We start from the raw sequence: 21,809 nt of genomic DNA on the forward strand, positions 1-21,809 counted from the left end.
CCAGTATAGGTTCAACGTGTGGTCAGCCGCGCCATCAGCCAACCGGCTTACGCCACACGCTGGCCAGCCACGGCTGCTGCTCGCGCGGCAGACCGGTGGGGCGGTAATAGTGTTCGAGTTCGATAAAGCCGGCACGCTCGACAAACTGGCGCCACGTCTCCAGATCGTGGAATGCGCCGTAACGCCCGTGGTGCCAGCCTTCCTGATTAGTCCCTCGCGGATTGGAACTGAACAGCACGCCACCGGGTTTGAGCGTCGCGTACAACTCTCGCAGTACGCGCGGCAATTCCTGACTCGGCACATGGAACAGCACGGCATTCGCGAAGATGCCGTCAAAGTGCGATGCGGGCAAATCCAGTTGGAGAAAATCCTGCTGCCAGACTTCGCAGCCCGAGTCCTCCCGCGCCATCGCCACAAAGCGCTCGGCCCCTTCAAGCCCGATCGCGCGATGCCCCATCGCAGTGAACGCCTTGAGATCGCGCCCCGGGCCGCAACCGAAATCGAGAATCGTGAAGGGCTGTGTGCCATTGATATGACGCAACAACGCCGACATGTTTTGCGAAACGTCGTGGTCGCGCGTGCCCTCGCGGAAGTCTTCCGCGTTGGTGTTGTAGTGCTGCAACGTACCAGCACTGATGGTGTCGAGTTTGGGGGGCGTGGGTGTCATGAAGTGAGCGTGTTACGGGTGAGTCATCAGGTAGTCCGCCACGGCCTGATACGCGGGCAGTGACGTCGGATCGTTGGCCGAATTGCTGGCGGTCGGATGTGAGCTGAAGCGCGCGATCACCATTTGCGCCGCGGGGTCGACGTAGATCGCCTGCCCGTGGACGCCGCGCGCCATGAACGCGCCGTGGGCATTGTGCGATACCCACCACATGCCGCTGTAGCTCCAGCCCTTGAGCAGGTCATAGCCGGCCTTCGAAAATTTGGCCTTGTCGCCGCCCGCCCGAATGTGATCGATGGCCTGCTTCGGCACCAGCCGCTTGCCGTTGATCGTGCCGCCTTCCAGCATCAATTCACCGATGCGCGCCATGTCGCGCAATCCAGCGCTGAAGCCGCCACCTGCGAAGGGCGTGCCAAGCGAGTCGACGGTGTAATAAGCGTCTTGTTCTGCGCCCATGCGCTGCCAGATGCGTTCGGATAGCAACTGCGCAACCGACTTGCCGGTCTTGCGCGCGATGATCCATCCCAGCGCATCGGTGTTGACCGTCTTGTAAGCGAAGGCCGTGCCGTGCTCGCCCTGTTTGCGCACGGTTTGAAGGTATTCCCAATAGGTTCTTGGCCCGGTATAACCGCGCGGTTTGGGCAGGGGGCTTCCCGCGTCGGCATGGCGCCAGACTTCCGCATTGGGGTCGCTATAGTCCTCGCTGTATTGCAGCCCGGTCGTCATGTCCATGACCTGACGCACCGTGGCGTCGCCAAAGGCGCTTTGTCGAAGTTCGGGAACGATGGTGTCGACGCGCGCGTTCTCGTCGATCACGCCTTCTGCGACGAGCATTTCGCCGAGCAAGCCGGTCAGCGATTTCGTCACCGACATCGCGCCGTGCTGCCCATTGGCATCGAGGCAGCCGGCGTAGCGTTCATACACCACGCGGCCCTTGTGCAGCACGATGACGCCGTCCGTATAGTTGGCATCGAACGCCTGCCGCCAACTCATTTTCACGTCGCGGCCAATCGGTGTGAAGGTGACGGCATCGATGCCTGCGTCGATCTTCCGGGCCAATGGCACGGCGGCGCCGGGGCCGCGCGACACGCCGACGGTCGGCATGAGTTCGCGGAAATGGCAGACGGTCCAGCGCGACTTGGGGAACGTGAAGTAATCGCCATCGGTAAAGCGGATGGCCTTGTCGTCAGGCGGCGGAGACCCGGTCATCCAGCCGAGCGTGCGCGGATCGGACTGGGTCGCGCTCAAGGGGGCAGCGGTCTCGGCCAGCGCGACCGGCGCAACGACGGCGGCACAAAGTATCGACGCGCCGAAAAGGGCCGCGATGGCACGACGGGATGGCGTTTCTGTTCTGATCGGCAAGTTGAGCTTTGGTAAGGAGTGAGCGGACACCGAATCTGTCCGTCAGTATGCCACCGAAGCCCTTTAGAACTTGCCGGGGGAATGCCGTCACGCGTTATCGGGGGCGCCAACCCGATGCGCCTCCAGCGCGCGGGCATACGCCGTCAAACCCGCGGCCACGGCTTGTTGCTGGTCGTCGCTCAATTGTGTCAACGCGCTGGTGACTTGCTGCCGGCCATAGTCGTTGATCGACGCCAATGTCCGCTTGCCGCGCGGCGTCAACGTCAGCAGCTTGGCACGCGCATCTCCACGACTGACGGTTTCCTTCAATTCCCCAGCTTCGATCAATTTGCGAACCATCCGGCTGATGCTGGATTTTTCGAGATTGAGGAATTCAGCGAGCTCCGCCGCCGTCATGGCGTGGCGTACGCCGATTTCCATAATCGCGTGAACGGCTGACGGCGAATAGTCTGTGCCGGCCAACGTCGTGCGCATGAAACCCAACTCTCGCACCATCTTTCGTGACGCCGCTCGAATGGCATCGATCAGCAAGGTGTCGACATCCGGCATTTTTGATTCTCGATTGATTTATGAAAACAATGTTGTACGATACAACTAATTCGTGTCGCCGGCCATTGTTTTTGTCACGGGCACTACACGGTTCGCGTGAGAGGTTGCAACGTTCAGGGGGCACCATGGAAACATCGTCGCAAGCCGAAGATTCGACGCCGCGCCGTGGCCGTATGGCGGGTCGCGTGGGGCTGGTCACCGGAGGCGGCAGCGGCATTGGCCGCGCGACGGCGCTCCTGATGGCGCGTGAAGGTGCCGAGGCTGTGGTGATTGCTGGGCGTCGTTCGGCGGCGGGTGAAGCCGTGGCTGCCGAATGCCGCGCGGCGGGCGCACAAGGCTTGTACGTGCCAACCGACGTGACGCGCGAGGAAGACGTGGCGAATCTGGTCCAGACCACGCTTGCCCAGTTCGGCCGTCTCGATGTCGCGTTCAACAATGCGGGTTTTCAGGAGCGCCGTGCGCCGGTCGAAGCGCAGGACACGGCGGTCTACGAGCGCGTGTTCGACGCCAATGTCCGATCGGTTTTCCTGTGTCTCAAATACCAAGTGCCGGTCATGGCTGAACAGGGTGGCGGCCGCATCGTCATCAACGCGTCGGTCAGCGGCATGCGCAATCCGAATCCGGGGCTGGCGCTTTACTCGGCGTCCAAGGCCGCCGTGATTTCACTGATGCGTTCGGCGGCGATGGAATGTGCGCCTCGCGGCGTTCGTATCAACGCCGTCGCACCGGGGCGTGTCGTGACCGACATGATGCTGGCGTCCGGTATCGCCGACATGTCCGCCGTTGCCGCTGGCCTGCCGTTGCGCCGGATGGGGCAGCCGGAGGAAGTCGCCGAGGCAGTTGTCTGGCTAGCGTCGGACGAGGCGTCGTTTGTCGTCGGGCACGTCTTGGCGGCGGACGGCGGATTTAGTGCGTCGTGACTACCGGACTAATGGACTAATGGATTACTACCGCGTCACCGCCGGCCAGCTCATCTCGAAGCGCGCGCCGCCCAGTGTGACCGGGTCGGTCGCGACAACGCGCCCGTGGTGGGCACGCAAGACCTGTTCGGTGATCGCGAGGCCGAGGCCGTAGCCGCCCGTTCTACGGTCCAGACGAACGAAGGCATCGAAGATTCGCTGGCGTTCGCTCTCGGGAATGCCCGGGCCGTCATCTTCCACATAGATTTCCACGTTGCCGTGGCGCAAGTGCAGCCCCACGACAATCCGCGAGGTGGCGTAGCGGCTGGCATTGCGCAGCAGATTGCGCATCGCGTACGACATCAGACGCTTGTCCATCACGACCTGCAACGCGGGGTCCCAATCGGTGTCGAGCGTGATCTCGCGATCGGCGTAGAGCAAGGTGGCGTCGCGCACCTGCGCCGTGAACCAGTTCGATACCGACGTCGCTTCGACGTGCGATTGCAGCGAGCTGTATTCGAGGCGCGCGAACGTCAGGCTCATGTCGATCAGTTCGTCGAGTTCCGTCACATCCTGATCGATGCTCTCCAACGCTTGCCGGCACGCATCTGCGGGCGACGAGGGGTCACGCAAGATTTCCAGTGCGAAGCGCAACCGGGCCAACGGCGTGCGCAGTTCGTGCGAGATGCCGTTGGTCAGGTCGCGTTGCGTGGCAATCAACTTTTCCATGCGCTCGGCAAGTGCGTTCAGCGTGCGTGCCAGCGGCCCGATGATCACGCTATAAGACTCGCGCGCCCGGGTGTGAAACCGTCCGCCGCTGAAGTCGATGGCACGCTCGCGCACCATCACCAGATCGACCCAGACGGGACGCATCCAGCGATACGCGACGATGGCGGGCAACGCCAGTGTGGATACGGCGAACGGCAGCAGAAACTGCACGGTCATCAAATGCTCGTGAAGCCATTCACCGGGCAGATTGATCAGCAGGAGCGCGGCGGGCACCGCGAGCACGAGCAGGCACAACCACAGCAGGCGGGTGTAAGTGCGCACGTAGAGACGCGACCAACTGGGACGCCGGTCGGCGCGGGTGTCGGTCCACGAGCGCCGGAAGCGCTGCCACCGGAGCCGGCAGTAGCGATAAGGCTGGAAATGATGGCCACGCATGGTTTGTCCCGGCGAGGTGTTGCGTTATGTCGTCAAGGATCGTTGAGTTTGTTCGAGTGTCTGGCTGTGTCGTGTCAGACAACCCAACGCCAGCGGGCGCTTTCATACGTCCGCACGGCTCAATCCCAATCCGATTTGTTGAGCTGATAGCCCTTGCCGCGCACGGTCAGAATGCGCTGGGGCGGTGTGGTGTCGTCGCCCAGCTTGCGGCGCAGCTTGTAAATGCCACCATCGACCGAGCGGTCGACGCCGTCGAATTCGACACCGCGCAGTTGCCGCACCAGATCGTCTCGCGTGACGACCTGACCGGCCGAGCGTGCCAGCGCCCACAGCAGGTCGAATTCTGCCGAGGTCAGGTCGGGGGTGGTGCCGTTGGGCAGCGTCACCGTGCGATTGCCCCGGTCGATTCTGAATTTGCCGAAGACGATCGATTCCGGTTGCGCCGCCGATGACGGCCGTTGCACGTTGCGGCGCAGTTGCGCCTTGATGCGTGCGAGCAGCACGCGTGGCTGCACCGGCTTGTGCACGTAATCGTCGGCGCCGAGTTCCAGCCCGAGCACTTCGTCGAATTCCTCGTCGCGTGCGGTCACCATGATGACGATGCCGTCGTAATGCTCGCGCGCCTCGCGGCAAACCTGAAAGCCGTCTTTGCCGGGCAGGTTCACGTCGAGGATGACCAGATCGGGGCGGCGTTTGATGATCGCCTGCACCGCGCGCGCCCCGTCGAGCACGGTATCGACCTGATACCCATGCTTTTGCAGATAGCCGGCGACCAGCGCTGAGAGACGAGCGTCGTCTTCGACGAGAAGAATCCGGGTGGGCATTTTCGAGATGGTAACGGACTAACGGACGGGGGGAGAGACGACAGCTTCGGCCAGCAGTTTAGTGGCTTCTCGCGCGTTGCGACGGCGTGTCGACAAAACGCGACAATTCTCCATGAAACGCGACGGTGCAAATTACCGCATCGCGCTAGCGATCCGGAAGATTTTCGCCTTGCATAAGTTGCACTATGCAACTATATTGTTGCGAAGCGCAACCAATGCAACTAATCCGCCCCGTGCCATGGATATCACCGACCTGAATGCTGGCTCGCGAGAAGCCACGATCCTCGAACTGCGCGAGTTTTCGCGCAAGCTGGTGCGCGAGCTGGGTTTCATGCGCACGACGCTGGCCGACAGCGATCTGGCGCCTTCGGCGGTCCATGCGGTCATCGAGATTGGCGCAAACCCGGGCGTCAGCGCGAAGGATCTGGGCGGTCTGCTGCGGCTCGATAAGTCGAACACCAGCCGTCAACTGGCCAAGCTGGAAGCTTGCGGGCTCGTCACCCGCGTGGCGTCGAAGGACGACGGGCGCACATTCGCGCTGCAACTGACACCGGAAGGGCAGGCGCTGCGCAAGCGGATCGACCGGTTTGCGACCGATCAGGTCTCCAATGCGCTGCGGCGTCTGGTGCCGGCCGATCAGCAGGCGTTGATTCGCTCGTTGGCGCTGTATGCCGACGCGCTGGCGGTCGACAATGTGGCGAAGTCTACGGGCATGCATGCGGAGGGGCCGTCGGTGAAGCAGGGCTACGTGCCCGGCTGCATCGGCGATATCGCGAGCCTGCACGCACGGTTTTACGCGGAACACTGGGGCTTCGGCGCGTTCTTCGAGAAAAAGGTCGCCACAGAACTGGCGGAATTTTCCGGGGCGTTGCCTGCCGAGGGCAAGGCCATGTGGCTTTGCGTCGAGAATGGCCGCACGCTGGCGTCGCTCGCCATCGACGGCGATTTCGCGACCGGTGTGGCGCATTTGCGTTGGTTCATCGTCGACGACTCGCTGCGCGGCACCGGCATCGGACGGCAGTTGATGTCGCACGCCATGCAGTTCGTCGACGAGCGCTTTCGCGAGACTTATCTGTGGACGTTCAAGGGGCTGGACGCTGCGCGCCATCTCTACGAGGCGTTCGGTTTCGAACTGGCCTCCGAGTCGACGGGCGCGCAGTGGGGCACCGAGGTTACCGAGCAGCGATTCACACGCACGCGCGGCAAGTAAGACGTGCCACGCCTCGAGTCGTTACGGCGTGAGGTGCTCGGCAAACGTCTTCAGATACTTCATGCCCGTATCGCACATGATCGTGACGACGGTCGCGCCCGGGCCAAGCCGTTCGGCAAGGCGTAGCGCTGCCGTCACATTCGCGCCGGTGGACGTGCCGCAGAACAGCCCCTCTTCGGCGGCCAGCCGGAACGCCATCGCCTTGGCCTCGTCGGTGGTCACGCGCTCGATGTCGTTGGCGATATCGTCGCGCCAGAGCGGCACCACATATCCGGCACCGATGCCATCGATCTTGTGCGCGCCGGACGGGCCACCCGACAGCACCGCCGACTCGGCCGGCTCCACGGCCACCATGCGGATATTCGGGTCGCGCTGACGCAGCGTTTCGGCGATACCGCGCAACGACGCGGCGGTGCCCACGCTCTGCACGAAGCCATCGATGCGGCCACCGGTCTGCGTCCAGATTTCGTCGGCCATCAACGTGTACGCGTGCAGTTGATCGGTGTTCTCCATCTGGGCCGTGAGATACGCGCCCGTTTCGTCGGCAATGCGATGGGCTTCGCGAATCATGTCCTTCGTCAGCCGTGCCGTTTGCTTGCCGTTGTCGCTCGGAATCAGCGTGAGCCTGGCCCCGAGCAAACGCATGTGATCGAGTTTTTCTTTCGAAAACGCGTCGGACGTCACAATATGCAGCGGGTGCTTCTTCACCGCGCAGATGAGCGCCAGCGAGACGCCCGTACTGCCACCGGTGTATTCCACGACGGCGCCGCCGGGCGGCAAGCGCCCATCGGACTCCGGGGCCTCGATCATCGCCAGCGCCATGCGGTCTTTCATGCTGCCGGTCGGGTTCTGCGTTTCGAGCTTCAGCAGGATGCGTGCGCCATTGGCGGGCAGGACGTGCCGAAGCGGCAACAGCGGGGTGTTGCCGATGGTGTCGAGGATGGACGTCGGGGAAGCATTCATAGGAGGCACTCGCTAGTCTCGTGTCGTGTCTTTCAGGGGCGGCAGTCAGGGCCGCTGCACAACAAAGTCTAGACCCGGATGGCGACGCAAACTATAGTCGGGAATGACATTATTCGAGTCATTTGCGACATGAAACTTGCCATTCTTGCCCTTGACGGTGTGTTCGACACGGGGCTGACCGTCTTGATGGATACGTTCTCCACCGCCAACGAACTTGCGGCCATGCAGGGTTTTCCGACGCCGCCGTTCGACGTCCACGTCGTGGGCGTGCGCAGAAGCATTCGCACGGCACTGGGGTTCTCGTTGCCGGTGGCGTCGGCGAACGCCCTGCATCAGGCGGACTGGGTCGTCGTGCCGGCGCTCAACACCAAGCAACCCGACCCGCTGGCCGAAGCGTTGGCGCGCACCGATGTGCGTGATGCTGTCGGGCATATCCGGCGCTGGCACGACGTGGGGAGTTGCGGCATCGCCGCCGCGTGTATCGGCACGTTCCTGCTCGCGGAAACCGGTTTGCTGAATCAACGCACCGCAACGACAACGTGGTCGCTCGCGCCGTTCTTCCGTCAGCGCTATCCGGCGGTCGATCTCGACGATTCGAGAATGCTGGTGGCATCCGACCGGATCGTGACGGCCGGCGCGATGATGGGGCACCTCGATCTGGCGCTCTGGCTGGTGCGGCAGGCGAGCCCTGAGTTGGCGGCGCTGGTGGCGCGTCTGATGCTGATCGACACGCGCTCGTCGCAGGCCAGATACGTGATTCCCGACTTTCTGGCCAATGCCGACCCGTTGATCGCGAAGTTCGAGCGCTGGGCGCGCGGGCATCTCTCAAAGGGTTTTTCGCTACAGGACGCGGCGCGCGCGCTGGCCGTCGGGCCGCGCACCTTACAGCGCCGTACCGAGGCGGTGCTTGGCAAATCGCCGTTGGCGTTCTTTCAGGACCTGCGTATCGAACGCGCGCAGCATCTCGTTTCTACCGGCTGCGATCTCGAGACGATTGCCACCGAAGTGGGCTACGCCGATTCGGCGACGTTACGCACGTTGCTGCGTCGCAAATTGGGGCGTGGCGTGCGCGAGCTTCGCGCGGAAATGCGGTGATGTAGTAGCGGCGTTATGGCGTGAGCTCAGCCGCTCAGTCCGTCCATCGGTACTTCCAGACCGACCTTCACATTGCTCATGGACACGAGCGTTTTGAAGCGTTTCACGTTATTGGTTTCGAAGAAGAGCGCACGCGTGAGTTCGGTGTACTGCGCCATGTCCTGCACGACCATGATCACCACGAAGTCGCACTCGCCGGCGACGTAGTAGCACTGCTGCACCTGCGGGCAGGCGAGAAAGCTGCGGCGCATGGCATCGAGCAGATCGAGCCGTTCGTTCTCGACTTCGATCTCGGTGATGATCGTGAGTGGATAGCCCACACGCGCCGGGTCGATCAGCGACACGGTCTTGCGCGTCACGCCCTCGTCAGCGAGCTTCTTCAAGCGCCGGTTGACGGCGGCGGACGACAGATTCACTTGTGCGCCGAGGGCATGCTGCGGTGTCGTCGCGTCCTGCTGGATCGCACCGAGCAGGGCGATGTCGTAGCTGTCGAGGGGCATGGTGCGCAATAAAAATTCGATTGGATACGCAAAAACGCGTGAATCGTACGCGTTGTCCGGAATATTATTCAGGTCATCCGATGATACTCCGCCAGCGGTAACTCGCCACCTGCACGAAGGGGCGTTACCGGGGCGCACAAGTCACACGCAGGCCCACGACTCCACTGTCTTATGTCCGACCACGCACACATTTCCTCCACTGATACCGCGACTTCCACGCTCCGTCTTAACGGCCCCGTATTGCTGCAACAGCTTCGCGAATTGGGCGAGATCGGTGCGGACCCCGTCAACGGCGGCCGCACCCGCGTGGCCCTCACCGATGCAGAGAAGGCGGGCCGCGATCAGGTCGTCGCGTGGATGCGCGAGCTCGAGCTCGACATTCAGGTCGACCGCATCGGCAACATCTTCGGCACACTGCCGTCCGACGCGACGGATGCCGAGGGCAAGGCACTTCGCCCGCTCATGATGGGCTCGCATATCGACACCGTTGTCAACGCCGGCGCCCTCGACGGTTGCTACGGTGTGCTCGGCGGGCTGGCCGTCGCACGGGCGTTCCGCGAGGCGGGCATGGTGCCGTCGCGTCCGATCACGGTGGTGGCGTTCACCAATGAAGAAGGCGCGCGCTTCCACCCCGACATGATGGGATCGCTCGTCCACGCGGGCGGGTTCTCGCTCGACGAAGCGCTGGACGCGATCGGCACCGATGGCGCACGGCTGGGCGACGAGCTGGTGCGCATCGGCTATGCGGGTGACATGACACCGGGCACGCTGGTGCCGCACGAATATCTCGAGCTTCACATCGAGCAGGGCCCGATTCTGGAAGCGGAAGGGCTGGCCATCGGCGTGGTGGAGAACCTGCAAGGCATTTCGTGGCAGCAGATCACCATTGACGGCAACGCCAATCACGCTGGCACGACGCCTACCCATCTGCGGCATGACGCGGGTTATGTCGCCGCCGCCGTGGTGACGGAATTGCGCCGCATCGCGCGCGACTCGGGCACGACGCTCGCCACGGTCGGGACGATGCAACTGTCGCCGGGCGTGATCAACGTGATTCCGCGCAAGGCGGTGTTCACGGTCGATATGCGCGACCCGGACGAGCAGCGTCTGGCCGCGGGCGAGGCGCGACTGGCCGAGTTCCTGACGCAGATCGCGCAGGAAGAAGGCGTGCGTGTCACGACGGAGCGTTTCGCACGCTTTTCACCGGTGGTGTTCGACGCAGCGCTCGCGGATGTCATTGCCGCGTGCACCGAAAAACGCGGCCTCTCGTACAAGCGGATGACCTCGGGAGCGGGGCACGACGCGCAGATGATTTCGCGCATCGCCCCCGCCGCGATGATCTTCGTGCCGAGCCGTGGCGGCATCAGCCACAACCCGCGCGAGCACACCGACGACGCACAACTGGTCAGCGGCGCCGAAGTCCTGCTCGACGTGGTCGCGCAACGGCTGGGTGTCTTGTCGCTCGGTTGATCGCGCGTCGCATCAAGACTTGGCATCGTTGCCCTCAAAGATATCGAAACACCGGAGTCCCCCCATGCTGTATGTGAATCCCCGGGCGTCGCGCACGTCGTATCCCGCCGAACTTCAGAACGTGATGAGCATCGCCCGCGCCGGCCAGAGCCGCGAATGGCTGATGCAATGGGACGGTCTGCACGCGGCCAGCACGCCGTTGCGCGAATTGCCCGACTTGGCATCGTCGCTGGGCGTGCAAAGCGTGCTGGTGAAGGATGAAGCGTTGCGCTCGGCGCTGAGGAGTTTCAAGGCGCTGGGTGCACCGATTGCCCTTGTGCGATTGATTCTGCGGACCTTCGAGGGCAAGGGTTTCACGGCGCCGGCCTTGTTTGCCGGTGCGCATCGCGAGGCGCTTGCCGGCTTCACGGCGATCAGCGCGACCGATGGGAATCACGGCCGGGCGCTGGCGGCTGCGGCGAAGAGCGTCGGTTGCCGTTGCGTCATCGTGCTGCATGCGCACGTGAGCGAAGAGCGCGAGCAAGCGATTGCCGCGTATGGCGCGCAGATCGTGCGTATCGCGGGCAACTACGACGCGTCGGTGACCGAGGCGGCGGCGCTCGCGCAGCGCAACGGCTGGCATGTGGTTTCGGACACGTCTTACGACGGCTACGAAGAGATTCCACGCGATGTGATGCAAGGCTATGGCACCATCGCTGCTGAGGTTGTCGAGACGCTGGCGAGCGAACATTCGGAGCGTGCGGATGACGCTTCGGCTGTCACGCATGTGTTTCTTCAAGGGGGCGTGGGCGGTCTGGCCGCAGGCGTTGCCAGCTACTTGTGGGAGCAGTGGGGCGCCGACCGTCCGACGTTCGTTGTGGTTGAGCCGGAGCAGGCCGATTGTCTGTATCAAAGCGCGATGGCGGGGCGGCCGGCGCAGGCGACGGGCACGGTCGATTCGGTGATGGCGGGGCTGGCCTGCGGTGAGACGTCGCCGCTGGCGTGGCGTTTTCTGCAACCGTGCGTCGATGCATTCATGACGGTGACCGATGCGCAGGCCGTGGATGCGATGCGCCGGCTCGCACAGGGCAGCGCAAACGATGTGCCGTTCGTTGCCGGTGAGTCGGGCGTGGCGGGGCTGGCCGGGTTGATGGCGGCATCAGCGTCACCGGCGTGGGCGTCTGCGATCGGGCTGAACGGCGCGTCCCGCGTGCTGTTGATCAACACCGAGGGCGCTACGGCACCGTCGGTCTACGCTGAACTCGTGGGCGAGACGGCGGACGAGGTGTTGTCGCGTCAACGCGCGTGGTTGTCGCGCTGAATCGCCGCTTTCACCGCTTTGACTGCTTTCACCGCTTTGACTGCTTTGACTGCTAACCGCGACCGCATCCGCCCTTTGACATTGTGAGAGACCGAAGATGACGCAGGACACCTATTTCGCGAAGGCACTGACCGACTGGCGGCATGCGTTCCATCGTCTCCCGGAGACGGGTTTCGAAGAACTCAGAACGTCGCAGACGGTGGCCACGATACTCGAGAGCTTCGGGCTGGACGTGCATCGCGGCATCGGCGGCACGGGTGTCGTGGCGAGTCTCAAGGTCGGCGATGGACCGGGGGCGATCGGCATTCGCGCGGACATGGACGCGTTGCTCATCAACGAGCAGGCGCCCGGGCGCGATCACGCGTCGCAGGTGGCGGGCAAGATGCACGCTTGCGGACACGACGGGCATATGTCGATGGTGCTGGGTGCCGCCAAGTTGCTATGTGAATCGCGCGACTTCAACGGCACGGTGCGCTTCATTTTTCAGCCGGCCGAGGAGCATGGTCGCGGGGCGAAGGCCATGATTGCCGACGGGCTGCTGACGCGCTTTCCCATCGATGCGATTTACGGGGTGCACAACATGCCGGGCATTCCGGCGGGGCAGATCGCCACGCGCGTGGGCGGCATCATGGCGAGCGAAGATAACTTCGTGATCCGGATTCGGGGCAAAGGCACTCACGCGGCGCGGCCGCATATGGGGATCGATCCGCTGGTGATCGGCGCCGAGATCGTGGTGGCGCTGCAAACGGTAGTGTCGCGTAGCGTCGACCCGGGCGAGTCGGCGGTGGTGTCGTGTACGGAATTCATCACCGACGGCATTCGCAATGCGATTCCGACGAACGTCGTGATCAAGGGCGACACACGCAGCTACACGCCTGAGGTGCAGCGGTTGCTCGAGACTCGCATGCGTGACATCTGCATGGGGATCTGTGCGATGCACGGCGCGCAGTGCGAGTTCGAGTACACGCACGAGTTTGCGCCGACGATGAACTGGGAGGCGAACACTGACGTTGCGGTGCGCGCAGCACGGGCGGTGGCGGGTGACGCGATGGTCGAGCCGAACATCGCACCGGTGATGGCGTCGGAAGACTTCGGGGTGTTCCTGCAACATCTGCCGGGCAACTTCGCGTTCATCGGCAACGGCACGCGCGATGAACCCGGCGCGATACCGCTGCACAACGCCTGCTACGACTTCAACGATGCGATTCTGCCGCTGGGAGCGAAGTATTTCGCGCAGATTGTGCGGGAGAGTTTGCCGCGTTGATGACGGCGTCGGGCAGTTCACGCACGGCTTCGAGCGTCTTGCGGATGTGGGCGGCGAGGGTCTCGGACGCCTTGGTCGCATCGCGCGCGAGGCACGCATCGAAGATGGCCTGATGTTCCTCATGCACGTCGCGCGGCACGGGCTGGTGCGTGATGGACAGACGGCGGTAGCGCTCGGACTGCCGGTAGAGAATCGCAAGAAAGTGATGCAGCCAGCGTGACGGACACGCGGCGATCAGCACTTCGTGGAACGCGCGATTGCGTTCTTCCCACTGCGCGAAAGCCTCCGCGCCGGCACTTCCGCCCACGGCACCACTCGCCAATCGTTCTTCTGCCAGTGTGAGCAGGTGAAACGCGCTCGTCAGACTGGCTTCCCATGTGTCGTCGCCCAGCGTGATGGATTGGCGCAATGCCTCCGTCTCCAACTGCACGCGCGTCTCGGTGATGTCGATGAAATCGGCGAGCGAGATCGGTGTCACCCGAAACCCCCGATGTCCCTGTTGCACCACGAGCGCATCGGCGACCAGCAGCGCCAGCGCTTCGCGCAGCGTGCCGGCACCCACCGCATACCGATCCTTCAGATGTTCGACCCGCAGCTTTTCGCCCGGCATCAGCACGCCGTCGACGATGTCGCTGCGCAGGCGCAGGTAAGCGCTTTGCGCTAGGGTGGCGTCGGGCGCTTGGGCGGACGTGGCGGACGTGGCGTTACTGAGCATGAGGCTTTCGGTGATCGCGGGTTTGATCGAGTTTCGCGATTATAGGCAGTTTGATTAAAATTGTCGCAAAACGACAAAATAATCGAGATAAATAAAAATTCTCGAGAAAATATTGACGAGGGTCTGGGGCGCGATTTATCGTGTGGTCATGTCGCATCGGCACGTCCGATGGCCGTCATTCCCAGATAAATCGAGAGCGAGACATGAAAGACTTCCAGAACTTCATCAACGGCGAGTGGGTGTCTAGCGCCCGCACGTTCGAGAACCGCAACCCGGTGGACAACAGCCTGATTGGCCGAGTGCATGAGGCCGGCCGCACGGAGGTGGACGCCGCCGTGCGCGCCGCGCGTGCCGCCCTGCAAGGCCCATGGGGCAAGATGACGGTGGCCCAGCGGGTTGAACTGCTGCACGCCGTGGCAGACGGAATCAACCGCCGATTCGACGACTTTCTGGCCGCCGAGATTGCGGACACTGGCAAGCCGCACAGTCTGGCGAGCCATCTGGACATTCCGCGCGGCGCCGCGAACTTCAAGGTGTTCGCAGACATGATCAAGAACGTGCCGACGGAGTCGTTCGCGATGGTGACGCCGGATGGCGGCAACGCGCTGAACTACGGCGTGCGCACGCCGCGCGGGGTGATCGCGGTGGTGTGTCCGTGGAATTTGCCGCTGCTGCTGATGACGTGGAAGGTTGGCCCGGCGCTGGCCTTCGGCAATACGGTGGTGGTGAAGCCGTCGGAGGAAACGCCCGCGACAGCCACGCTGCTGGGCGAAGTGATGAACGAAGTCGGGGTGCCGGCGGGCGTCTACAACGTGGTGCACGGCTTTGGTCCCGAGTCGGCAGGCGCGTTCCTGACGGAGCACCCGGGCGTGAATGGCATCACGTTCACGGGCGAAACCCGTACGGGCGAGGCGATCATGAAGGCCGCCGCAAATGGCGTGCGTCCGGTGTCGTTCGAACTGGGCGGCAAGAACCCGGGCATCGTGTTTGCCGATGCTGACTTCGATAAGGCGGTAGCGGGTATCACGCGCTCGAGCTTCGACAACAGCGGACAGGTCTGCCTGGGGACGGAGCGCGTCTACGTGCAGCGGCCGATTTTCGATCGCTTCGTGGCCGCGTTGAAAGAACGCGCGGAGTCGCTGAAGATCGGTGATCCGTACGCGGAAGGCACGAACTTCGGCCCGCTCGTCTCGCAGGTGCATCGCGAGAAAGTATTGTCGTACTACGCGAAGGCTCGCGAGGAAGGCGCGACGGTGGTCACCGGTGGCGGCGTGCCCGACATGCCCGCTGCGATGAAAGACGGGGCTTGGGTGCAGCCGACGATTTGGACCGGACTGCCCGAAACCGCCTCGGTGATCCGCGAAGAAATCTTCGGACCGTGCTGCCATATCGCTCCGTTCGATACGGAAGACGAAGTCATTGCGATGGCGAACGCTACACCGTACGGCCTTGCTGCCACGGTCTGGACGACGGACGTCAGCCGGGCGCACCGCATGGGCGCCGCGCTGGAAGTGGGCGTGTGCTGGATCAACGCATGGTTCCTGCGCGATCTTCGTACCGCCTTCGGTGGCGCAAAGCAATCCGGCATCGGACGCGAAGGCGGCGTGCACTCGCTTGAGTTCTACACCGAACTTCGGAATGTCTGTGTGAAGCTTTGATTCGCTACAAGTTTTGAATGGTTCACACCGCGTCGGTCTTTTCCGGCGCGGACCCGCTATCCACTCCTGTGGTCGGCCGCCGGCACGCCACCCGTTTTCGTCGCTCCACGTAATTCGCTTTGGAAAACGGGTAGCGCACCGACGGCTCGTCATCCCCCACCTCTTCGTCGCAACCCATCCCTACGTCTCGCCACCCAGGCAACGCTTCCCGCCCCGCAAGCTCGCGCTACCGGTCGGTCGTCGCCACATCCGACCATTTGCGTCACTTCGCATCAGCAAATGCTCGGATGCGCCGCCGACTCGTTTTCACTCCCACGATTCGTTGCAACCCTTGGTGCGCTTGCCTTATTCCTACTTCTCCCCCACGGCTTGCATCGCCCGCTGCAAACGCTTTACCCCTTCTTCGATGGCATCCACACCCGGCGCAGCGAACGACAAGCGCAACGATGCCGCATCGGCGTCTTCTGCGTAAAACGCAGTGCCCGGCACGAACAACACCTTCTCTGCGATCGCGTGCGGCAACAACTCGCTCGTCTTCACGGCCGCCAGTCGTGCCCAAACGAACATCCCGCCCTCGGGCGCATGGAACTGGATCTCGTCACCCAACAACGTCCCCAGCGCCTCGCACATCGCATCGCACTTGCGCTTGTACGCCAACTTGATGCTCGGCAAATGCCGCTCCAGCGCACCGTCTGCCAGATACTCCGCCGCTACCGCCTGCGTCCACGGCACGCTGCACAAATCCACCGTCTGCTTGGCCACCACGCAACGGCGCGCGATCTCCGGCGGCGCTATCGTCCAGCCCACCCGCAACCCCGGCGCCACGATTTTCGACAAGCTCGAAAAGTGCACCAGCCATTCGCGTGAACCCGGGACGTCATCCGTCAACTCCAGCAACGTGGGAAGTGCCTCGCCCGCAAACCGCAAATCTCCATATGGATCGTCTTCGACCACGATGAAGCGATATTCGGCCGCCAGCTTCAGCAACGCCACACGCCGTTCGCGCGAAAGCGTCGCGCCCGTGGGGTTGGCAAAGGTCGGCACGGTGTACAGCAGCTTCGGCGTGGCAATTTTTCCTTCACGCAAAAGCGCTTCGAGATGGCCGACGTCCAGACCGTGCGCATCGACCGGCACCGTCACGACCTGTGCCTGCTGAAGTCGCAACGCCTGCAACGTCGCCGGATACGCCGGTTGCTCGGTCACCACCACGTCGCCCGGCGCTACCAGTACGCGCAGCAGTAAATCCAGTCCTTGCTGCGAACCGGTTGTGACCAACAACTCGTCGCTCGCGCAACGCGCGCCACGCGTCGCCATCAACGCGATGATCTGGGTCTTGAGTTCGGCCAAGCCGTCGGTCGGCCCATATTGCAGGCAACGTGTCGGCTGCGCGAAGGCGCGTGCCTGCGCTGCCGCCAAGCCTTCGACGTCGAACAGGTCGCTGGCCGGATAGCCGCCCGCGAAGGAAATCATGCCCGGCTCGGACAAGTACTTGAACAGCTCGCGAATGGGCGAGCCCGCCGGATTGGCAAACGGAGAAGTGAAGGCGTACATGTGGGCCTCGCTATCGAAAGCGTGGTGAGCGTAGTGAGCGTGGAGCGCGTGCGGCGTGCAGAACGCGTGACGCGAGAATGCAATTCGGGAGGTGGTAAGCGCCACCCGCCGACAGCGGCGGGCAGGCGCTTGCAAGAGTCGCGGTGCACCCGGCAGATGGCTCGTGAGCGTCCATGATGCCGGGCACGCCTTAGTGCGATATCACTCGATCGAGAAGTCGATGCCTTGCGCGAGCGGCAGGGCGGAAGAGTAGTTGACGGTGTTGGTGGCACGGCGCATGTAACCCTTCCATGCATCGGAACCCGACTCGCGACCGCCGCCGGTTTCCTTCTCGCCACCGAACGCGCCGCCAATTTCTGCGCCGCTCGGGCCAATGTTGACGTTGGCAATGCCGCAATCGCTGCCGGCCGACGACGTGAAGCGTTCCGCCTCGCGCAAGTCGGTCGTGAACACGCACGACGACAAGCCGTGCGACGACGCATTGTTGCCCTCGATGGCTTCGTTGAAATCGCTGTACTTGAGCACGTACAGAATCGGCGCGAAGGTTTCGGTCAACACGACGTCGGTCTGCGACGACATCTCGACGATGGCCGGCTTCACATAAAAGCCCTTGTCGGCGCCCGCCACGGCATGACGCTCGCCGCCGGTCACCTTGCCACCCTGCGCACGTGCCATGTCGAGCGCGCCCTGCATGCGCTGGAAGGCACCTTCGTCGATCAGCGGGCCCATCAGCGTGCCACGCTCGAGCGGGTTGCCGATCGACACCTTGCCGTACAGGCTCTTCAGGCGATCGACGGTCTTGTCGTACACGCTTTCATGCACGAACAGGCGGCGCAGCGTGGTGCAACGCTGACCTGCCGTACCCACGGCGGAGAACACGATGCCGCGCAGGGCCAGTTCCATGTCGGCGCTGCCGGTCACGATGCCGGCGTTGTTGCCGCCCAGTTCGAGAATCGAACGGCCGAAGCGGCGCGCGACTTCCACGCCGACCTTGCGGCCCATTTCGGTGCTGCCCGTTGCGCTCACGATGGCGGAACGCGGATCGGCCACGAGTGCTTCACCCACGTCGCGACCGCCGATGATCAAGGCGGTCAGGCCTTCCGGCGCGTCGCCGAACTCGGCAATCACTTCTTCCATCAGCTTGTTGACGGCCAGCGCGGTCAGCGGGGTCTTTTCCGACGGCTTCCACACGACGGCATTGCCGCACACGAGCGCCAGCGCCGCATTCCACGACCACACAGCGACGGGGAAGTTGAATGCGGAAATGACGGTGCAAACACCCAGCGGATGCCACGTTTCAGCCATGCGGTGGCCCGGACGCTCGGATGCGATGGTCAGGCCGTACAGTTGACGCGACAGGCCGACGGCGAAGTCGCAGATGTCGATCATTTCCTGCACTTCGCCCAGACCCTCTTGCAGGATCTTGCCGGCTTCGAGCGTGACCAGTGCGCCGAGCGCCTGCTTGCGTTCGCGCAGCTTTTCGCCCAGCAGGCGAACCAGCTCGCCGCGGCGCGGGGCCGGCACGTTGCGCCAGGCGGTGAATGCGGTATGGGCGCGGGCAAGCGCGGCTTGCGCGTCGCTCACGCTAGCGCTGGCCACGCGACCGATGAGGGCGCCGTCGATCGGCGAGTGCACGGCGATGTCGCCGGTCTCGGCCAGCTTGGCAATACCCAGTTCGTTGAGGATGGAGGTGGCGTTCACGTTGAAGTCCCTATGTAATCCGGTGGTAGCAGGCAATCGACGCAGCGGGCGTCAGACGGGCATATTGTGCGCCCGTCGCGACGCGTATGCCGCGCCGCACGGTCATTTGGCGTTGGCGGTCATCTTGAAGATGCCCTGCGCATTCCCTGCGTCGAAACGCAGGTCGATCTTCCAGCAGTGCTTGGTGTTGTCGTACTCGCGACGGCGCGTGATGAATTCGTAGAACGAGCCCGGTACGTCGCGCGTGACGATCTCGCCGTTGGCCGCGCGGAATTCGCGGCGCACCACGTCGGCGCGATACGCCGTCTGAAACACGCGGCCCGAGCGCGAGCGCTCGACTTCCGGCTTCATCGGACGGCCCTTCGCCTTCTCGGCGTCGGACAGCGCGAAAACGTCGTCGACACGGTCGGTCGCATGGTTGAAGGCGTTGCCCTCGGTCGCAATCCACGCCATCTCGGCCGACTCGGCCAGCAGCACGTCGTAGTCGGCCTCGCTCGGCACGTCATGCTGACGCGCAAACGCGCCCACGATGACGGGCAGCAATGCCTGCGCCGTTTCGAGCGGCAGCGTGCCGTCGCGTTCCAGCTCCCACAGTTGGCCGACGGCGGCCGGCGTCAGCGGGTCTTTCGACGTCCCCACAACGTTCGACACAGCCTGCTGGAACCCTTCGGAGAAACGCTCGGGGTGCAACTCGCTGACGAAGAACTGCGAGATCTCTTCGGGCGCATCTTCGTGGGCGTAGGCGCGGCCGGTCATGCCGAGCCGGTCTAGCGGGTAACGGCCGTTCGGGCGGAAGCCGAGCGGGCGCAGAATCCGCGTGAACGCAGCTTCGCCCGGCGGCAACGCGCCATTGCTGGCCCAACGCACGGTGCGCAACGCGCCATGGTCGAGATAGACGCTGCCGCCATTGCCGATGGTTTCTTCGGTGTAGGTGCGGCCGTTTTGCGAGCGCGCCAGCAAGCCTTCGAACAAGGCCATGTTCATGGCCTGTGCCAGTTCGGCACGGGTGACCTGACCCGGCTCGTACACCGCCAGAATCGACGGCGAGTTGAGCGTGGCGAAAAGCGCGTCGGTACGCGCTTCTCCCAGCAGGGAAACCAGCAACGACTGCACATTGGCATTGCGCATCGGAATGTCTCGCAGGGTAGGGCGCTGTCGCTTTTTTGATGTCAGGCAGCGCCGCAGGGTGTCGGGGCAGGCGCGCGGGAATGTCACCTCGCGCCTTCTTGCAGTGACAGCATTATTGAAAGGGATGACACGCGCGTAAAGCGAGATAAAATTGCCACTTGATGCGTTTTTGGAATCAACATGCGCAAGTTCAGAACCCCGAGCACGGGCGCGCTGCTGGCTTTCGAGGCCGCCGCACGCCACGAAAGCTTTACCCACGCGGCCCGCGAGCTGTTTCTGACGGAAAGTGCCGTGTCCCGGCAGATCGCCACGCTGGAAACCCAACTCGGCGTGCGCCTGTTCGTCCGGGCGAAGCAACGCGTGGTGCTCACGCGCGCCGGGCGGCTGTACAGCACGCAGGTACGCCGTACGCTGGAGCAGCTTGACCGCGACACGCTGTCGATCATGGCGCACGGCAGTGGCGGGGGCTATCTGGAGCTGGCGGTGCTGCCGACGTTCGCCTCGGAGTGGTTGATTCCGCGCATGAAGGACTTCAACGAGCGTCACCCGGACGTGCGCGTGAACATGGGCGTGCACACGGACCTGTTCACGTTTGACGAGACCCACTTCGAGGCGGCCATTCACTTCGGCCAGCCGACGTGGCCGGGCACGTCGTCGGATTATCTGTTCGGGGAAGAGGTGGTGCCGGTGTGCCGCCCGTCATTGCTGCGGGGGCCGGTGCATACGGCAGCCGATCTGCTGCAATACCCGCTGCTGCACTCGACCACGCGCCCTTCGGCGTGGACACGCTGGTTTGCCGAGCAACGCATCGAAGACAACCGCACGGTGCAGGGGCTGCGCTACGAACTGCATACGATGCTGATCGCCGGTGCTGCGGCCGGATTGGGGATCGCGCTGGTGCCGAAGTTCTTCGTCGAAGCCCAGCTAGGGGCGCTGGACCTCACGATTCCGTTCGAGGTGAAAAGCGTGGCCGAATCGGCCTACTACCTCGTCTATCCGACGGAACTCACGCATGGTCAGCCACTGACGGTGTTCCGCCAATGGCTGCTGACCCAAGCGAGCGCTTACCGTCCGGTATAGCGGCCCGGGCGATGCCACGCCACGACCATGGCGCTCATGGCAACGGCCGAGAGGGCCGACCAGCCCACGCGTCCGAGCGGAATCGTCGCGGTGGATACCAGCAGGATCGTCGCATCGATGCACACCTGCGAGATGCCGGCGTTGATGCCGCGCCGGCGTTGCAGCCAGAGCGTGACGATGCCGGTACCGCCCACGCCTGCGCCATGACGCGCCAGCGCAAGGATGCCCATGCCGCACAGCGTGCCGCCGACAAACGCGGCAAACAGCGGATTGACGAACGCGACGTGCAGGGTCTGCGGCATGGCCGCGAGGGCGAAGGTGATGCCGAAGCTCGCGATCGTCGACTTGAGCGCGAAGCCGGGCCCCATCGTGAAATACGCGAACAGGAAGAACGGAATGTTCACCAGCGTGAAGATGGTGCCCACCGGTAGCGGAAAAATATAAGAGGCGAGCAGCGCGATGCCTGCCACGCCGCCGGTCACTAACCCGGCAGCTTTGAGCAGCACCAGACCGACCACCACAAATGCCATGCCGATGATCATCGCGTAGATGTCTTCAAGCACGGAGTGCGGCACGCCGATTGTGTCGGTGGCCGCCATGACGCCGGATACGGCGCCCGATTCGTGTTTCATGATCTTAAAGTCAGGAACAACAAGACGGCGCGTCCGACTCTCCTATTGTCGTAACGCGCCGCCGGTACTTTCCCGCGTCG

At 63.6% G+C, this 21,809-nt stretch carries 20 protein-coding genes; 8 read left to right on the forward strand and 12 right to left on the reverse strand.

What is annotated here, in order from left to right; all coding sequences use genetic code 11:
* Positions 1–34: 34 nt before the first annotated feature.
* The 3 genes from PIN31009_RS03770 to PIN31009_RS03780 all read right to left on the reverse strand — a co-directional run bounded on the left by PIN31009_RS03770 (position 35) and on the right by PIN31009_RS03780 (position 2,557).
* Entirely contained in the window at positions 35–667 is a 633-nt protein-coding gene (locus tag PIN31009_RS03770) for a class I SAM-dependent methyltransferase (protein ID WP_150789339.1), read from the reverse strand.
* Between the two features lie 12 nt (positions 668–679).
* Positions 680–2,020: a serine hydrolase domain-containing protein gene (locus PIN31009_RS03775; RefSeq protein ID WP_425495464.1), complete on the reverse strand. Its 1,341-nt coding sequence runs from the start codon at positions 2,018–2,020 to the stop codon at positions 680–682.
* Positions 2,021–2,113: 93 nt separating this feature from the next.
* Positions 2,114–2,557, reverse strand: a complete 444-nt coding sequence (locus PIN31009_RS03780) for a MarR family winged helix-turn-helix transcriptional regulator (protein WP_246185490.1) — start codon at positions 2,555–2,557, stop codon at positions 2,114–2,116.
* 143 nt (positions 2,558–2,700) lie between these two features.
* On the opposite strand from PIN31009_RS03780, the gene PIN31009_RS03785 reads away from it, so the two are divergent.
* Positions 2,701–3,495, forward strand: a complete 795-nt coding sequence (locus PIN31009_RS03785) for an SDR family NAD(P)-dependent oxidoreductase (protein WP_150789341.1) — start codon at positions 2,701–2,703, stop codon at positions 3,493–3,495.
* A 27-nt stretch (positions 3,496–3,522) separates the two neighbouring features.
* Here PIN31009_RS03785 and PIN31009_RS03790 read toward each other — a convergent pair whose 3' ends face one another.
* A complete protein-coding gene (locus PIN31009_RS03790; protein ID WP_150789342.1) occupies positions 3,523–4,638 on the reverse strand; it encodes an ATP-binding protein in 1,116 nt (371 codons plus the stop codon).
* Between the two features lie 119 nt (positions 4,639–4,757).
* Complete coding sequence (locus tag PIN31009_RS03795) at positions 4,758–5,462, reverse strand: response regulator (RefSeq protein ID WP_150683052.1); 705 nt, start codon at positions 5,460–5,462, stop codon at positions 4,758–4,760.
* A 238-nt stretch (positions 5,463–5,700) separates the two neighbouring features.
* Between PIN31009_RS03795 and PIN31009_RS03800 the strand changes: the two genes are divergently transcribed.
* The gene (locus tag PIN31009_RS03800) at positions 5,701–6,672 is read left to right on the forward strand and encodes a bifunctional helix-turn-helix transcriptional regulator/GNAT family N-acetyltransferase (RefSeq protein ID WP_150789343.1); all 972 of its coding nucleotides are present in this window, start codon (positions 5,701–5,703) and stop codon (positions 6,670–6,672) included.
* A 21-nt stretch (positions 6,673–6,693) separates the two neighbouring features.
* Here the strand turns inward: PIN31009_RS03800 and PIN31009_RS03805 are convergent, their stop codons facing one another.
* Positions 6,694–7,635 carry a PLP-dependent cysteine synthase family protein gene (locus PIN31009_RS03805; RefSeq protein ID WP_150789344.1) on the reverse strand — a complete coding sequence of 314 codons (942 nt, stop codon included), beginning with the start codon at positions 7,633–7,635 and terminating at the stop codon, positions 6,694–6,696.
* Positions 7,636–7,764: 129 nt separating this feature from the next.
* Between PIN31009_RS03805 and PIN31009_RS03810 the strand changes: the two genes are divergently transcribed.
* Positions 7,765–8,730 (forward strand): GlxA family transcriptional regulator, encoded by a 966-nt coding sequence (locus tag PIN31009_RS03810; RefSeq protein WP_150789345.1) that lies wholly within the window; start codon positions 7,765–7,767, stop codon positions 8,728–8,730.
* 26 nt (positions 8,731–8,756) lie between these two features.
* Here PIN31009_RS03810 and PIN31009_RS03815 read toward each other — a convergent pair whose 3' ends face one another.
* Positions 8,757–9,230, reverse strand: coding sequence for an Lrp/AsnC family transcriptional regulator (locus tag PIN31009_RS03815; RefSeq protein ID WP_150789635.1), 474 nt, complete (start codon positions 9,228–9,230; stop codon positions 8,757–8,759).
* Positions 9,231–9,401: 171 nt separating this feature from the next.
* Here PIN31009_RS03815 and PIN31009_RS03820 point away from each other — a divergent pair, with 171 nt between their 5' ends.
* The 3 genes from PIN31009_RS03820 (at position 9,402) to PIN31009_RS03830 (ending at position 13,264) form a co-directional block, all read left to right on the forward strand.
* Positions 9,402–10,700: a Zn-dependent hydrolase gene (locus PIN31009_RS03820; RefSeq protein WP_150789346.1), complete on the forward strand. Its 1,299-nt coding sequence runs from the start codon at positions 9,402–9,404 to the stop codon at positions 10,698–10,700.
* A gap of 64 nt (positions 10,701–10,764) precedes the next feature.
* Positions 10,765–12,000, forward strand: coding sequence for a diaminopropionate ammonia-lyase (locus tag PIN31009_RS03825; RefSeq protein WP_150789347.1), 1,236 nt, complete (start codon positions 10,765–10,767; stop codon positions 11,998–12,000).
* Between the two features lie 97 nt (positions 12,001–12,097).
* The gene (locus PIN31009_RS03830) at positions 12,098–13,264 is read left to right on the forward strand and encodes a M20 aminoacylase family protein (protein WP_150789348.1); all 1,167 of its coding nucleotides are present in this window, start codon (positions 12,098–12,100) and stop codon (positions 13,262–13,264) included.
* On the opposite strand, the gene PIN31009_RS03835 is transcribed toward PIN31009_RS03830, so the two are convergent.
* Positions 13,194–13,979: a GntR family transcriptional regulator gene (locus tag PIN31009_RS03835; protein WP_150789349.1), complete on the reverse strand. Its 786-nt coding sequence runs from the start codon at positions 13,977–13,979 to the stop codon at positions 13,194–13,196. The genes PIN31009_RS03830 and PIN31009_RS03835 overlap by 71 nt on opposite strands.
* A 203-nt stretch (positions 13,980–14,182) precedes the next feature.
* Between PIN31009_RS03835 and PIN31009_RS03840 the strand changes: the two genes are divergently transcribed.
* A complete protein-coding gene (locus tag PIN31009_RS03840) occupies positions 14,183–15,637 on the forward strand; it encodes a 2-hydroxymuconic semialdehyde dehydrogenase (protein ID WP_150789350.1) in 1,455 nt (484 codons plus the stop codon).
* A 351-nt stretch (positions 15,638–15,988) separates the two neighbouring features.
* On the opposite strand, the gene PIN31009_RS03845 is transcribed toward PIN31009_RS03840, so the two are convergent.
* The 3 genes from PIN31009_RS03845 to PIN31009_RS03855 form a co-directional block, all read right to left on the reverse strand.
* Positions 15,989–17,188: an aminotransferase-like domain-containing protein gene (locus PIN31009_RS03845; RefSeq protein ID WP_150789351.1), complete on the reverse strand. Its 1,200-nt coding sequence runs from the start codon at positions 17,186–17,188 to the stop codon at positions 15,989–15,991.
* A 201-nt stretch (positions 17,189–17,389) separates the two neighbouring features.
* Positions 17,390–18,889, reverse strand: a complete 1,500-nt coding sequence (gene amaB / locus PIN31009_RS03850) for an L-piperidine-6-carboxylate dehydrogenase (RefSeq protein WP_150789352.1) — start codon at positions 18,887–18,889, stop codon at positions 17,390–17,392.
* 102 nt (positions 18,890–18,991) lie between these two features.
* Positions 18,992–20,017 (reverse strand): DUF1338 domain-containing protein, encoded by a 1,026-nt coding sequence (locus PIN31009_RS03855; protein WP_150789353.1) that lies wholly within the window; start codon positions 20,015–20,017, stop codon positions 18,992–18,994.
* Positions 20,018–20,197: 180 nt separating this feature from the next.
* On the opposite strand from PIN31009_RS03855, the gene PIN31009_RS03860 reads away from it, so the two are divergent.
* Positions 20,198–21,097, forward strand: a complete 900-nt coding sequence (locus PIN31009_RS03860; protein ID WP_150789354.1) for a LysR substrate-binding domain-containing protein — start codon at positions 20,198–20,200, stop codon at positions 21,095–21,097.
* Here PIN31009_RS03860 and PIN31009_RS03865 read toward each other — a convergent pair.
* Positions 21,082–21,729 carry a YitT family protein gene (locus tag PIN31009_RS03865; protein ID WP_087689746.1) on the reverse strand — a complete coding sequence of 216 codons (648 nt, stop codon included), beginning with the start codon at positions 21,727–21,729 and terminating at the stop codon, positions 21,082–21,084. The genes PIN31009_RS03860 and PIN31009_RS03865 overlap by 16 nt on opposite strands.
* Positions 21,730–21,809 lie beyond the last annotated feature (80 nt).

It is taken from the genome of Pandoraea iniqua (assembly GCF_902459685.1).
GTDB lineage: Bacteria > Pseudomonadota > Gammaproteobacteria > Burkholderiales > Burkholderiaceae > Pandoraea > Pandoraea iniqua.